This window comes from Tolypothrix tenuis PCC 7101 (assembly GCF_963874875.1).
In the GTDB taxonomy this organism is placed as follows: domain Bacteria; phylum Cyanobacteriota; class Cyanobacteriia; order Cyanobacteriales; family Nostocaceae; genus Aulosira; species Aulosira tenue.
The window spans coordinates 7,684,588-7,701,225 of record NZ_CAWNJS010000001.1; the positions used below are offsets into that span (position 1 = coordinate 7,684,588).

General features: G+C 39.5%; 6 protein-coding genes. 4 read left to right on the forward strand and 2 right to left on the reverse strand.

Annotated features, from left to right (window positions below):
- Positions 1-173: 173 nt before the first annotated feature.
- Both AACU25_RS30330 and AACU25_RS30335 read right to left on the reverse strand, forming a co-directional pair.
- Entirely contained in the window at positions 174-6,146 is a 5,973-nt protein-coding gene (locus AACU25_RS30330) for a trifunctional serine/threonine-protein kinase/ATP-binding protein/sensor histidine kinase (RefSeq protein WP_096582032.1), read from the reverse strand.
- Positions 6,147-7,482: 1,336 nt separating this feature from the next.
- Positions 7,483-12,939, reverse strand: coding sequence for a trifunctional serine/threonine-protein kinase/ATP-binding protein/sensor histidine kinase (locus tag AACU25_RS30335; RefSeq protein ID WP_096582034.1), 5,457 nt, complete (start codon positions 12,937-12,939; stop codon positions 7,483-7,485).
- Positions 12,940-13,140: 201 nt separating this feature from the next.
- Between AACU25_RS30335 and fghA the strand changes: the two genes are divergently transcribed.
- The 4 genes from fghA (at position 13,141) to AACU25_RS30355 (ending at position 16,583) form a co-directional block, all read left to right on the forward strand.
- Positions 13,141-13,950: an S-formylglutathione hydrolase gene (fghA, locus tag AACU25_RS30340; RefSeq protein WP_096582036.1), complete on the forward strand. Its 810-nt coding sequence runs from the start codon at positions 13,141-13,143 to the stop codon at positions 13,948-13,950.
- Positions 13,951-14,366: 416 nt separating this feature from the next.
- A complete protein-coding gene (locus AACU25_RS30345; RefSeq protein ID WP_190445638.1) occupies positions 14,367-14,513 on the forward strand; it encodes a hypothetical protein in 147 nt (48 codons plus the stop codon).
- A gap of 71 nt (positions 14,514-14,584) precedes the next feature.
- Positions 14,585-16,429, forward strand: a complete 1,845-nt coding sequence (gene ltrA, locus AACU25_RS30350; protein ID WP_199347194.1) for a group II intron reverse transcriptase/maturase — start codon at positions 14,585-14,587, stop codon at positions 16,427-16,429.
- Positions 16,430-16,451: 22 nt separating this feature from the next.
- Entirely contained in the window at positions 16,452-16,583 is a 132-nt protein-coding gene (locus AACU25_RS30355) for a hypothetical protein (protein WP_321206596.1), read from the forward strand.
- Positions 16,584-16,638 lie beyond the last annotated feature (55 nt).

Consider the following 16,638-nt stretch of genomic DNA (forward strand, 5'->3'; position numbering starts at 1 on the left):
AAAGCCTGCGCCCTAGCTATGCTTACCGCATAGCGTCTCGTAGAGAAACGAAACATGGGTTGTTCGTGTAGCGTGTCTTCGGCACGCTCCGGCTCAATTTCTCCCCCTTGCTCCCTGCTCCCTGCTCCCTTGCCTCTTTTCACCCTTACCCTTTAACCTTTTCCCCAAAAAATTTACATCGGTATTTGAATGAGGAATTCTGTACCTTCACTTAAAACAGAGTTACAAATTAAACGCCCGTTGTGAGTTTCTTCCACAATTTGACGTGCGATCGCTAATCCTAAACCAGTGCCTTTACCAACTCCTTTGGTGGTAAATAGATGATCGAATATCTTGTGTTTGACTTCCTCAGGCATTCCGGTACCGTTATCTTGAATGCTAATTACCGCCTGTTTACCATCTTCACTTTTAGCCGTGCGAATTGTAATTTGATTGGGGTTGGCTTGAATTTCGGCAAAGCTGCGATCGCTATTTGACTCTTCTAAAGCATCGATCGCATTCGCCAACAAATTCATAAATACTTGGTTTAATTGTCCGGCGAAGCATTCCACCATTGGCAATTCTCCGTATTCTTTGACAATCTCTATAACTGGATGATGTTCGTTAGCTTTTAAGCGATGCTTGAGAATTAAAATTGTGCTGTCGATACCTTCGTGAATATTAAACGGGACTTTATAGGCTTTATCGGCTCTAGAGAAAGTGCGTAAACTGGTGCTAATGTTGCCAATGCGTTCAATGCCCAAAGACATCGAATCTAGTAATTTTGGTAAATCTTCTCGCAGATATTCTAAGTCAATAGCGGCAATTTTCTTGTTGATTTCCGCATTTTCATGAGGTAATCCTTCATACAACTCTATTAAATCAAACAAGTCTTGCACATAGTCTTTTGCTGGTTCCAAGTTACCAGCAATAAAGCCCACGGGATTGTTAATTTCATGAGCCACACCAGCTACTAAATTACCTAAAGCTGACATCTTCTCGTTCTGCACTAGTTGCAGTTGAGTTTGCTGGAGATGTTGAAGCGCTTGTTCGAGTTGAGTTGCTTGTTGACGAGTTTGCAGCAGTAAATCTGCTTGCTGGAGTGCAATACCTAATTGAGCAGCTATTTGCTGGGCAAATTGAATTTCCGAACCTCGCCACTCACGGGGGCGATCGCATTGGTGAATGCACAGCAAACCCCACAGTTGGCCATTTTGAATAATTGCTACCACTAAGGAGGCTTTGACATGAAATTGTTCTAAAATCGCACGATGGCAATCTAGTACCTGGGCTGAATCTAAGTCAGCCATAGCGCAGATTCGCCCTTGTTTATAAAGGTTGGCGTAGTCTTCACCAAAGCAATGATCTTTAACGTTAACAGCTAGCGCAGAAGGAAATTCGGGGATGACATCTTCGGCAATAAACTTACCATATTCATACTTTGATTCTGCCTCAAATTGATAAATGCCAACGCGATCGGCATTTAAAATCCGTCGCATATTTTGGGTAACTGCACAAAATATCGCATCTAAGTCTAAAGACTCTCGCATCTGCGTCACCACATCAAACAAAGTTTTCTGTTTTTTGAGTGATTGTGCTATTTTTTGGGCATTTACTTGGGATTCTTGATAAAGGCGGGCATTTTCGAGAGAAATTGCTCCTTGAGTACACAATAAATTGAGTACTTTGAGGCGATCGCTGGTAAAAGCCCCAACTGTCAGGTGATTTTCTAAATAAAGGATGCCTAGTAGCTTACCTTGATGGATAATGGGTGTACACAACAAACTCTTGGGCTGTTGGGAAATAATATAAGCATCAACCATCAATATGGGATCGGTGGTTGCATTGTCAATGGTTGTGGCTTGCAGATTGCGTTTAACGCTGTTAATCAAGGAAATTGGGATATCTAGCGATTCTTCTAAAGGCAGCGATCGCATCAGTGTAGGTGATTCCCCTAATGTAGCAATAGCTTCTAATACTAACTTTTCTTGTTTCTGTAGCAGTAATACACCTTTATCTGCACCAGCATTTTCTATGACTACAGACAGCAAAGTTGAAAGTAGCTTTTCTAAATGAATTTCGCTAGAGAGAGCGTGAGAGGCTTTGAGAATAGTTGCCAAATCGAGAAATTCTGAAACTGTGCGATCGCTTAATGTCGTGCTGCTGCTTTCAGAGATAGTATTAGCAATGGTTGTGGTTGCATTCAAAGAATATTGTTGTCTTTGCAACATACTCTTGAGCAATTGTGGGTAGCGCTGTTCTAAATCTTCTATCTTGGCTTTGGCTCCCCAACGAGCATAACCGTAATAGGCTTCTTGTAGATAAGCTTGAGCTACTTTCTCTTTGCCACAATCCAAATAGAAGCTAGCCGCAAGTTCATTAGCCAGTGCTTCGTCGCGCAGATAACCATTTTCTTTAGCACCAGCAATGGCGCGATCGTACATCTCCATTGCTTGCCATTTTTCCCCAAATAGCCGTTGATATTCTGCCTCGACTAAATCAAATTTGTACTGGCAATTCATGGGAGCGGAATGCGCCCAATTTTTCATTTTCTCTTGATTTGTCGTGATTTTTGCTAATAACTTCTCTTTATCTGCAACTAAATTCTCTCTATAGGCTGCCAGTTGTGTCAGAGAATCATAAAAGTAAAATATGGGAACATAAGCAAACCCTGCAGCAGCATCTACATATTGTTCTGTCAGTGCAGCATCTACAACCGCTTGTTGATAGTTACACAGCAAATAATTCAACAGCAATTTATGAAAGTATAGATAAAAAACACCTAGTCTATCATTAGCTTGTAAATGCTGAGTTAGCATTTTCTGTTCGTCGTAATATTCCCCCTGTAAGTATGCAACAACATTTCTGGCTGAACGTAAATCATGTATTGCCTGTTGCAACATTTGAAAATATTGCCAACAAGTTACCTGCTTAATTTGATTGATAGAATCGCTCAAGGCAAATACTTCTCGCTGCAAGTCAGATAATTCTTTTTCTATGCCTGCAAAATAGGTAAATCCGCAATACATTACGGCTGAGTAAGCAGCAAACTGTAAATCTCCAGTTTCCAAACCAATATAATAGGCTGAACGTAAAGGTATTAAAGTTTCTTTGACAGCAATTTTCCAATGCTTGACAAACCCATAAACCATAGATTGAACTTTACATTCCAATTCTTTGGCTTTGAGTTGGGGTAATAAATCTAAAGCGAGTTTACCAAATTGATAACCTGTTTCAAAATCTCCTACTATGGCGCTAAGAATCAGAGCATAACAGGCATAACTATGGGTAGAAATGGCAGTATTGCCATATTTAATTGATAAACTTACCTGCTTAAAATAAATCAACGGATAAAGTGCTGGTGCTGCTAAATAGCTAGCTGCTGAGATGCTAGATAATATTTGCATCGCCGCTAACTGAGTGCGATCGCTCATTACAGGTAAGTTAATTAATTCGGCAATTCCTTTCTCTTGCCAAAGGCTTTGAGTTGCTTGCAATCCCGATATAATATCAGCTTGGCTGGGTGCTGTGGGAAATTCTATGCCCAATAATTTGAGAAATTGTAGCCCATTATTGACTGCTTCTACAGGTTTATTTTGTGCTACTAAAGCCTGATTTTTAACGTCATATACTTTAACTTGATCCATCAAGTTTTTTGCTGCTTTGAGCAAAATTTCTGCTAGCCTTTCCATTTCAGCAAAGTTACCACTGAGATAAGCAACTTCTACTGATGCGTCGTATAAACTTAACGCCAAATTATATTGACTTTGCCAATAATCATCAGCTAATAACTGCCGCCCTATCGTTAAATATTCCCAAGCAGCACTGTAAGCTGTAGCATTCTTGGCTTTGTATCCTGCTTGGAAATTTAACTGGGCTAATTCATGTTTCTCATCCTGTGCGGTGAGTAATTCAACTCCCTGATTTAACTGATTGACAATCTGAAATATTTTATCTTCTATTTGCGCTTGGGGAGTATTATTTAACATTAATCTCCCGATATTTAAATGGGTAAATTTTTTCTGTGCTTCTGGAATGAGAAAATAAGCTGCTTGTTGTACACGGTCATGTAAAAACTTATAGGTAGGAGTTGGGGAATTTTGATATTTGAATAATTTGCTATCGGTATTATTCTCAGCTTCTTGAAAGAACTTATAAACCTCACTTTGCGGTAAAATTAAGCCAGATTGCAAAGCAGACCATAATTCCGCAGCTGCGGCTACTAGAGATTTTTGTCTCACAGTTGCCAATGTCGCTAAATCAAAAGTGTTACCAATACAAGCAGCTAATTTTAAAACATCTTGAGTGGCTGCAGGCAATTTTTGTAATTGCATAGACATAAACTCAACCACATCATCTGTGAGTGCTAAAGCATTAACTTTAGCAATATCGCATTCCCAATAGCCTTGCTCTACATTAAAAGTAATTAATCCTTCTTCATATAAAACCTTGAGAAATTGATTATTAAAAAAGGGATTACCTTGAGTTTTCTGATATACTAATTTTGTTAAAGGTAATGCCAATTCCAGAGAACAACTGAGGGTATCAGCTATTAGTTGGTTAATCTGAGATAATTTTAAAGGAGGTAATGTCAGGGTATTGATATTTGCCCCAGCTACTTGAATTTCATTTAAAGTTACTATTAAATGATGAACTGGAGAAACTTCGTTATCTCGATAGGCTCCCATCATTAAGAGATAGCCAATATCGCTTTCGCTCATCAATAATTCCATCAACTTTAAAGAAGCCAAATCTGCCCATTGTAAATCATCAAGAAAGATGACAAGGGGGTGTTCTTTAGTTGTAAAGATGGCAATAAATTTTTGGAATAGTAAATTAAAGCGATTTTGAGCCGCATTTCCTGCTAATTCTGGTATAGCTGGTTGCACACCAATAATTTGTTCTAATTCGGGAATCACTTCCACAATTACCTGTGCATTCTCACCCAAGGCTTGGAGAATTTGGCTTTTCCATTTTTGCAATTGTGCATCACTTTCTGATAGTAATTGCACCATCAAATGACGTAAGGCTTGCACAAAAGCAGAGAAAGGAATATTGCGATTAAATTGGTCAAATTTACCTTTAATGAAGTAGCCTCGCTTCTGCACAATTGGCTTGTGAACTTCATTAACAACAGCAGTTTTCCCAATCCCAGAAAAGCCTGCTACTAAAACCATTTCCTTAGCACCTACACTGACTCGCTTAAATGCTGTCAGCAGCTTTTCAACTTCTGCCGTTCTGCCATAAAGTTTATCAGAGATGAGAAAGCGATCGCACACATCCCGCCGTCCAATCGGAAAACTCTCAATCTTACCTATTATCTGTAGTTGTTCTAAGCAATTTTCTAAATCATATTTCAAACCTAACGCACTCTGATAGCGGTCTTCCGCATTTTTCGCCAGCAGTTTCATCACAATATCTGCTAGTACTTGCGGAATTTCCTCCCTATTCCCCAATGCTGTGGGTATTTTCGCAATATGACAATGTACCAACTCCATTGGATCATTTGATTGAAATGGTAATTCTCCGGTGAGTAATTCGTAAAAAGTCACACCTAAAGAATAAAAGTCGGTACGATAATCAATCCCGCGATTCATTCTCCCCGTTTGTTCTGGCGATAAATAAGCGAGTGTACCTTCCAATATATTGGGACTAATTAGCGTTTGAGTTTCTCGTGGTAGTAAAGATGCAATACTAAAGTCAATTAATTTAATTTGCTTGGTTTCGGGATTAATTAGAATATTCGCAGGTTTAATATCCTTATGAATAATGCGATGGCGATAAAGTATATCTAATGTATTGCACAGTGCGATCGCAATTTGGAAAAACTCTATTAAGCTCAATACATTTGTTCTGATTTTGTGCCATTGGCTAAGAGCAATTCCGCCAAAGTCCTCCATAACTAACACATAGCCATTCTGATATGCTTCCAGGCTATATGTCCCAATAATTAGCGGTGATTGCAGATTTTTAGCAATAGTGTACTGATTGCGGAACTGTACCAATTCGTTGAAACTAGGATAAGAATTTTTTAATAGCTTCAGTACCACAGGTTTATTGTCAGTCTCTCGAAATCCTCGATAAACCAGTGTTCTAGAACCGTTGTAGATTTCTTCATTAACGCGATAACCAGGAATCTGAGGAATACTAACTTCGATGCTAACCATAATAATTGGATTATTAAATCTGTGGTTCCAGAGATTTAGTATTCCCAACTTTTTTAAGCGTTTATAATATAGGTCAATAAACTTTACCTAATGCAGCTTCGATGTAAAGGTAGATAAATTGCGTCATAGAAATATTTTTGTACGTAGAAAAGTAACAGAAAATAACGAATAAATTTATAGAAAATTTTTTCAAAAATCAAATATGACTCCTAATATTAGTAAAATTCATCAAAAGTTATTAGGAGCAGATTGGGCGAGTTATTTCGTTATTGATGAAGGTTAACTCTCAAATACGCTTATAAATGCCTAAATTTATCTCAAAAGCAATTGGCACTCTCTAAGGTCAAAGACGGTGAGAGTGCCAAGTAGCTTTATATTTAGGGTCTTTATAATGGCTGACCCCATTAAAAATGAGAGGTTTTATTGTTTATTTACAATCTCATGCAATCAGCAATAATTTCTAATATTTAATAATTTCTTTAGATTTTTATGTAGATAAATGTTTTCTCGTAACTGTTTTGCTATCTGACATCAGCAATCACTCTCACAATCAGGATTTGTGGTTGTGGATAATTTCCACGGTATGCTATTCAGTCTGCTGACAAGGCTGTAGATGAACTGTCAAAGCGTCAGCGTAGATTAAAAATTCTTCATAATCTGTAATAATAAAATGATTAGACATCAATCTCATCTGGAAAAGATTGTTGCAACACATCAAACATCTGCAGGGGCGCACAGCTTTCATTGGTGTCAACTTAACGTGAAACCCGCTTGGTTGCAAAGTTTCGCCCTCACCCCCAGCCCCTCTCCCACGAGGCTATCCATTACCCGGATCTTTCTCAACATTTACGAGAGTATTCACTCACGCTTTTTATAACCCTGATTCCTTCGTCATCAATTCTCAATAAAAACCTAATTTTAGCGAGAAGACTAAGAGTTAATCTGTCAAGTATGTTTGACACCTCAGTGTTCAAGATGCCCACAAAATAAGCATTTCAAGATTGTAAAGAAAGATGTGACTAATGGATAGCCCACGAGGAGAGGGGAGCAAGAGATTTTATTCCCCTTCTCCAGGGGGAGAAGGGGTTAGGGGATGAGGGCGCGAGGTACTTGTACAACGCCAGCCCTATATAGCTTTTAGCTTAAGTTGACACAGGCGCAAAGCTTTGCGCCCCTCTTCATAAATTCAAGGCTAGTCAATGCTGCTCGGTTAAGGATTGTCAACTCTTAATTTGGTTTGGGAAACGGTTAAAGGGGAAGGGTTAAAGGTTTTTTCTTGCCCTTTAACCCTTCCCCTTTTGCCCTTAACCGACAAGTATTGCATGGCTAGTAGAGTTTACACGGGAATTTCGATGACAAATTCTGTCCCTTCACCCAAAACAGAGTTACAGCTTAAACTCCCATTGTGGGTTTGTTCAACAATTTGACGCGCGATCGCTAATCCTAATCCTGTACCTTTACCAACTTCTTTGGTGGTAAACAGATGGTCAAAAATGCGATCGCGAATTGACTCTGGTATTCCCGGGCCGTTATCTTTGATGGCAATTATGGCCATGCGTCTATCAGGTGAAATATCTGTACAAATAGTAATTTGCTGAGGATGGGCTTCTAAATCAGCATAAGATTGTCCCTCACTAGCAGTATCTAAGGCATCAATCGCATTACTCAGGATATTCATAAATACTTGATTGAGCTGCCCTAAAAAGCATTTAACCTGGGGTAGGTTACCATACTTTTTGATTACCTGAATAGCTGGGCGTTTTTCGGAAGCTTTCAGGCGATATTTCAAAATTAACAGGGTACTTTCAATTCCCTCATGGAGATTGCAAGCAACTTTTTCGGCTGTGTCTGCCCGGGAGAAAGTACGCAAACTGGTGCTAATATCTTTGATGCGTTCAGATGCAACTTTCATTGAATCCACCAGCTTGGGTAAATCGGCTTTTAGGAATTCTAAATCAATCTCTTCGGCATGATCGATAACTGCAGGAGCGAGAATAGGGTTGTTTTCTTGCCACAATTGCAGATGGGTAAGTAAGTCTTGAATATACTGTTCAGTATTATTCAAGCTACCTTTAAGAAAGCCTACAGGATTGTTAATTTCGTGGGCTACCCCTGCAACTAAATTACCCAAGGAAGCCATTTTTTCATTTTGCACCATTTGCAGCTGTGTGTGCTTGAGTTGCTGTAGCATCTGTTCCAACTTTTGGGCATAATCTTGAGCTTGTTGGTAAAGATGGGCATTTTCTAGGGAGATGGCAGCTTGAGTACATAATAGTTGGATAACTTCTGTGCGATCGCGAGTAAAGGCTGCGATCGTTAATTGATTTTCTAAATACAATAAACCAATTAATTTGCCCTGATGCCAAATTGGTGTACACATCACACTTTTTGGTTGTTGCTCCATCAAATAAGGATCAGCAATAAAATCTGTTTGGGAAGTTGCATCATCCAAAACCACAGTTTGACCGCTACGTTTGACGTAATTTACCAATGTCTCCGGAATTGCTTGATTAACTTCTAATGGCACAGTTTGCTGATTTGTACCTTCATTGGTCGTAGCAATTGCCTCAATTACCCAATTGCCATCTCTAACTATTAATAAAACTGCCTTTTTTGCCCCCGCATTTGTCATCAAAACTTCCATGAGAGTATTGAGCAATTTTTCTAATTCAATTTCACTAGATAAAGCTTGTGAGGCTTTAAAGATAGTGGAAAAATCGAGGTTTTTAGAAATACTGCTACTGCTACTTGATCTAGTAGTTTGGATAGTTTGATTGAGATATGAAGAAGCATCAATAGTAGAAATATAAGTTTCGCTAAGTTGGAAGCGATGATTTTGAGCTTGAAATATCGGCAATAACAGTTCAGAATAGCGTTTTTCTAAATCTTGAATTTTAGCTTTAGCACCCCAATGAGCATAGCAATAGTAAGCTTCTTGCATATAAAATTGAGCTACCTTATCTTTACCCCATGCCAAATAAAATTTAGCTGTCAGTTCATTAGCGAGAGCAGCTTCTTGCAAGTACTGATTTTCTTTGGCCAGGGTAATAGCGCGGTCGTAATATTCAATAGCTTCCGCTTTTTGCCCTAATACCCGATGTTTTTCTGCTGCAATTAAACAAAATTTATGCTCATAATTTTCAGGAGCATAATCAGCCCATTTTCTCAGTTTTTCTAGATTGATTGTGACATATTCAATCATAGATTCTTGCTGTGGAGATGGTGAATCTGGATACAAAGCTAGTTGTGTCAACAATTCATAGAAATAAAAAGTTGGAATCACAGCCAAGCTAGTAATGCTGCTGAAATACTGCTTCACAACATTGGCATTTTCTACCGCTTGGTCATATTCACCAAATAAATAGCAAAGAATCAACTTACAAAAATGAGCCTGACAAATAATACTGAATTGATTAGCAGCATAATGTAAAGGTAACATTTCTGCTTCGTTGTAGCTTTCACCAATCAACAAACAAGGATTATCTGCCCTTCCTAGTAAGTTAAAAACTGATTGTTGGTAGATACTATTAAAGTTCAAGTATGTGGTTTGCTTTAATTGTTTCATGACATTGGCATAATTGCTCATAGCTTGCGCTAATCCGCCCAATTCTTGACCACTTAAGTAAGCGTATCTACCAAACACATAAGCAGACATCATCGCATATTCAATATCTCCGGTTTCTAAACCGCAAGTGTATGCTTCTAATAAAGAATTTAAGGTTTCTTTGAGATGAACTTTCCAATGTCTAATAAAACAATTGACAGCAAAAATAGTTTTTGATTTTAGCTTTACTGCATGAAGTTGATTGACTAACTCTAATGCTAGTTGTCCCAATTCATAGCCTGCATTAATTTTGCCTAATACACCGCATAACATCAAGCCATAGGTAGCATAAGCATAGGTAGATTCTGGTGCATTACCGTAGCTAAGAGACAGTTGAACTTGCTTGAGTACAATTAACCTAAATAATTCAGGAGCAGCTTGATAAGCAACAGAGATAATATTAGAGAGAATTTGCATCCCAGCTTTAATAGTGACATCTGTCATTTCTGGTAGTGCGAGCAAATCTGCCAAAGTTCTGTTTGCTAATAGACGCTTGGTCTCATCCAACTCATGCTCTATATTGCTTTTATCGGGTTGTTTAGGTAATTCTATACCTAACATTGCCAACACATTCAGAGCAACTTGTAAAGCATCAAGATGTCTGCTCTGTGCCATATGAGCCTGAATTTTAATATTATAAATAGGAACTTGTTCAAGTAGCAATTTGGATTTTTGCAACGCTACTTCAGCGTAGGTTTCCATTGCTGCAAAATCGCCACTAAGACACAATACCTCTGTAATTGATTCATGCAGCGCTAGTGTCAGATGATAATCAGTTTCCCAGCTATTTGTAGGCAAAGATGCCACGCCAATTTTTAAATATTCCGCTGCTACAGCATAGGCATTTGCTGCTTTAGCTTTTGTCCCAGCTCTTAAATTTAAATTAATAAATTCCAGAGATGCTTGTGGTTCAGAAATTAATGCCTTGCCAAGATTCAAATGATTAACTATTTCAAATAGTTTATCTTCTTGTTTAGTCTTAGGCGTATTGTTTAATAATAAATTACCGATTTGCCAATGAGTTACAGGCTTTTTATCTTCAGTAATTAAAGAATAAGCAGCTTGTTGAACGCGGTCATGTAAAAACTTGTAAGTTGCAACCTGATTATGAGAATTGTAAGAAAACTTAGCTTCAGAATTATTACTAGTTCCCTGAAAAAACTTATAAACTTCGCTAGTAGGGATAATTAAACCCACTTGTAAAGCACGCCACAAATTCGCCGCAGTTTCAACTTGAGATTTTTGATGGACAATCGCGAGAGTTTCTAAATCAAATAAGTTACCAATGCAAGCTGCTAATTGTAAAACTTCTTGTGTGGCTGGTGGCAATTTCTGTAGCTGCATTGCCATAAATTCCACTACATTATCTGTCAGCGCTAAGGTATTGACTTGAGCAATATCACATTGCCAATAACCCACATCAACATTAAAGATAATCAACCCTTCTTCATACAATACTTTGAGAAATTGGTTATTAAAAAAGGGATTACCTTGAGTTTTCTGATAAACTAATTTAGTTAAAGATAAAGCTATATCGGGAGAACAATTGAGCGTATCAGCTATTAGTTGATTAATCTGAGATATTTTTAGTGGGCTTAAGGTAATGGTAGAAAAATTGCTTTGCTTTTTACTAATTTCATTTAAAGTCACCATTAAAGGATGAGCAGGAAAGACTTCGTTATCCCGGTAAGCGCCAATCATCAACAGATAACCGTTACTGTTGTCACCGATCAACAATTCTATTAACTTTAACGAAGCACTATCTGCCCATTGCAAATCATCAATAAATATGACTAGAGGATGCTCTTTTGTAGTAAAAGTAGCAATGAACTTTTGAAACAGTAAATTGAAGCGATTTTGTTCTGTATTCCCTCCTAATTGAGCTACAGGTGGTTGCACACCAATAATCTGTTCTAGTTCCGGAATTACATCTACAATTACCTGGGCATTTTCACCCAAAGCTTTCAGGATTTGAGTTTTCCAGATTTGCAGTTGTGCGTCACTTTCAGACAGCAATTGTCCCATCAAATCGCGCAAAGCTTGCACAAAAGCCGAAAAAGGAATATTGCGATTAAATTGGTCAAATTTACCTTTAATAAAATAACCCCGTTGACGTACAATCGGCTTATGAATTTCATTCACAACAGCAGTTTTACCAATCCCCGAAAACCCTGCAACTAATATCATTTCTGTATTACCTTTGCTAACTCGCTCAAAGGCATTTAACAGCGCTTCTACTTCAGTTTGCCGACCATAAAGTTGATCAGGAATAATAAAGCGATCGCACACATCTCTTTGTGCAATTGGGAAGCTATCAATTTTCCCCGTTGTCTGTAGTTGCTCAAGGCATTTTTCTAAATCATATTTCAGCCCTAATGCACTCTGATAGCGCTCTTCGGCGTTTTTCGCCATCAGTTTGATCACAATATCTGAGAGTACTTGCGGAATCAATTCCCCATTTTTGAATTTTGAATTGAGAATTTTGAATTGATTTGGTTGTTTCGCAATATGACAATGTACCATTTCCATCATGTCATTTGATTGAAATGGTAATTCTCCGGTCAGCAATTCGTAAAAAGTTACGCCTAAAGAGTAAAAATCAGTGCGGTAATCAATCCCGCGATTCATTCTCCCGGTTTGTTCTGGAGATAAATATCCCAGCGTTCCTTCCAAAATATTAGGGCTGACAACAGTTTGACTTTCTCTTGGCAGTAAAGATGCAATACTAAAGTCAATTAAGCGAATTTCATGAGTTTCGGGATTAACCAAAATATTGGCAGGTTTAATATCTTTATGAATGATGCGATGGCGATAGAGAACATCTAGAATATTGCAAAGAGCGATCGCAATCTTCAAAAACTCCAGCAAACAACCTACAGCTTCCCCCCTATCCCACCACAAGTTAAGCGCAATTCCCCCAAAGTCCTCCATCACTAACGCATAGCCATTCTGATAAGCTTCCAGGCTATAGGTTTGCACAACCAGAGGAGATGGAAGATTTTTGGCAATGGTATACTGATTGCGAAACTGCACCAATTCACTAAAACTAGGATAAGCGTTTTTCAGCAGCTTAATTGCCACAGGTTGATGGTCAGCCTCTCGATACCCACGATAAACCAGCGTTCTCGAGCCATTGTATATTTCTTCGCTGATGCGATAACCGGGAATACTAACTTGTGTGCTAACCATAACCGTTGAGTGATGAAATTTAGTCCGAGGTGAATTTAGTATTCCCAAAATGAAGCGTGTCATTATTGGGGATTGGGGATTGGGGATTGGGGATTGGGGACTGGGAGATGAGGTGAAATAACAAATATCAAACACCAATTACCAATTACCAATTACCCATTACCAAATGACAAATGACAAATAACAAATAACAAATAACAAATGACAAACCTCAAACTAATTTCCGAATCTCAAAGCTTTGGTGGTAAAGTCGGCTTTTACTCTCACCCCTCCTCGGCTTGCAACGGGGAAATGCGCTTTGCTGTCTATCAACCACCACAGGCGAGTCAACAACCTGTACCAATTCTTTATTTCCTTGCTGGTTTGACTTGCACTGAAGAAAATTTTATTGTCAAAGCTGGGGCGCAGCGTTACGCAGCAGAGTATGGGTTAATGCTAGTTGCGCCAGATACCAGTCCCCGAAATTCAGGGATTCCCGGTGAGGATGAGGATTGGGATTTTGGGACAGGTGCAGGTTTTTATGTGGATGCGACAACAGAACCTTGGCGATCGCACTATCAAATGTATAGTTATGTCGTTCAAGAACTACCCGCAATCATTACCGCCAATTTTCCCGCCATCGCTGAAAAACAAGGGATTTTCGGTCATTCTATGGGAGGACATGGGGCGCTAGTTTGTGCGCTGCGAAACCCAAAACTCTATCAATCAGTTTCCGCCTTTGCACCCATTACCGCACCGATGCGCTGTCCTTGGGGACAAAAAGCCTTCAGCCGTTATTTAGGAACAAATCAACAAGATTGGCGGAACTATGATGCTAGCGAATTAATCAAGCTAGGAAGGTATCATAGCCCAATTCTCATTGACCAAGGGACTGCTGATAAATTTTTAGCCGAACAATTGCTACCACAAGTATTTGAGCAAAGTTGCCAAGCCGTCAACCAACCCCTCAACTTGCGCTATCAAGAAGGCTACGACCACAGCTATTATGTGCGATTCGTTCACTCTAAATAAGTATCAATACTTAGGTATGAGTGGCAGGTAAAAGAACGGGAAACCGGATAAAACCTGACAACTGATTGACTATGAGGGTGACATTCCCTAGAAAACCTAAAGTATAGGATAAATGAAGTCCCTCCCCGTAGGTGCAACGGTGACAGCATCACCCCCAGGTTTGCGACTAGCCATCAACGCCTGAAGCGGGGTGAAAAGGAGGTAAAACTGGTAGCCTAAGCTGGTTCCCTTCAAGCAAGAACCTATGAGTAGCGAAAGCAAAGATGTATTAATAAACCATCGTTATGTGGAACCCCCGGAATAAGGCTTATACGGAGGAGCCAAAAGGCAAAGGATAAGGGACTGGCAGGTGTGGCATTGACCAGTAAGCACTCCCAAGAAACCCGGTGGAAAACATCACTCTAAAGGTTCAATCAATGGTCAATCGGAACGAAGTAACCTACTGTCTGCTCTTGATTGGTCGATATCAAGTAGGTGCTAACCGTATGCGACAGATAGGCGAGATTGAGTTAGAAGCGAACGCCTTGGGTAATGCCAAGGATATGCTGACGAACTCACGGTGATTTGGAATGTAAGGTCATAGTAAGCAATGAATAAGTCTAAAACACGACAAGTCACAACTGAAATTTGCGATATGATTACTTCTTCCTTAAAGGAGAAATCAAAACGCCCAATTCAGAATGACAAAGCGATGGTGGAATGGAGACACATAAACTGGCGAAATCTAGAAAAACGTGTCTACAAGTTGCAGAAAAGAATTTACAAAGCCTCAAGTCGTGGCGATGTCAAAGCAGTTCGCAGACTCCAGAAGATGTTGATGAAGTCCTGGTCAGCAAAATGTTTAGCGGTTAGGCGGGTAACACAAGACAATCAAGGCAAGAAAACGGCAGGTGTGGACGGTGTTAAATCACTGACCCCAAAGCAACGTTTCGCCCTAATTGCCAAATTAAAACTAGGCTCAAAGGTCAAACCTACTAGGCGCGTATGGATACCAAAGCCTGGAAAGGAGGAGAAACGACCTCTGGGTATACCCACAATGTATGACCGCGCTTTGCAAGCTCTCGTAAAAATGGCACTTGAGCCAGAATGGGAAGCTAAATTTGAACCGAACTCATACGGGTTCAGACCGGGACGCTCATGTCATGATGCTATCGAAGCAATATTTAACGGCATCAGATATAAACCAAAATTTGTACTTGATGCTGATATAAGCAAATGTTTCGATAAAATCGACCACTCGGCATTGCTCAGAAAATTAAATACGTTCCCTACCATTCGCCGACAAATAAAGGCTTGGTTAAAAGCGGGAGTGATAGACAAAGAGCAATTCCAAGAGACATTTGAGGGTACACCGCAAGGTGGAGTAATTTCCCCACTACTCGCAAACATCGCCCTCCACGGGATGGAAGAACGAGTGAATCAACTCGCAAAAACCTTGACATTGTTCTATCCTAGCGGAAAAACAATGTCAACCAAAGATAAGATTTGCTCCCTTACATTTGTAAGATATGCCGATGACTTCGTAATTCTCCACGAAGACATAACCGTAGTCCAAAAATGCCAGATAATTATATCTGAGTGGTTAAAAGACATGGGTTTGGAATTGAAACCCTCAAAAACACGCCTAACTCATACTCTACACAGGTATGAGAATGAAAAACCAGGATTTGACTTTCTCGGCTTCAATATAAGGCAATTTCCTACGGGTAAATACCACTCAAAACAGGGTTTCAAAACACTCATCACCCCAAGCGAAGATAAGCAGAGAATACATTACGAAAGAATAGCTAGTGTCATCGATGACCACAAGCAAGCGCCGCAAGCGGTACTCATAGGGAAACTAAGTCCTATAATCAGAGGATGGTCAAACTACTATTCCACGGTCGTAAGTAAGGACACTTACAACAGATTAGACGACCTCGTACATTCAAAGCTAAAAGCATGGGCACAACGCCGACACCCCCATAAAGCGGGAAAATGGAAGGCAGCTAAATACTGGCATACATTCGGCGGCGATAACTGGGTATTCTCTACCCCGCAAGAAGGTAAAAACCCAATGCGACTTTTTAAGTATAGTGAAACATCAATAACTAGGCATATAAAAGTAAAAGGTGGAGCCAGTCCATACGATGGCAACTTAGTTTACTGGAGTTCAAGAATGGGTGAACACCCAGAAATGCCTAAAGCAGTATCAAAACTCCTAAAAAGGCAAAAAGGGAAATGTACCCACTGCGGATTGTATTTCAAAATTGCAGACCTAATCGAAGTTGACCACATAATACCCCGAATCAAAGGGGGAAAAGATAAATATGAAAATTTACAGGTCTTGCATAAACACTGCCATGACACAAAAACAGCCAATGATGGCTTGGTTGGAGGTATGCACTTGGATAAGCACCAAATCATTGAGGAGCCGGATGAGGTGAAAGTCTCACGTCCGGTTTTGAAGACGAGTCGTTCTGGCGACGGAACGGCTTAGTTTAATTTTATTGCCAGCTTTATTGAAGACCACATTCGTCATCATGCGATCGCTTTGGGCTGAAGTAGGATTGGTAATTGCAACTTTAGAGGAAGCCTTACGCCATAGCCGTGACATGAGTCAATCTGAAGTTTGTACTTGGTTACTAAGCTAGTCTCACATTACTTCTCCCTTGGCTTACCCTGCTCAAGGAAGCGATTGATTATTTT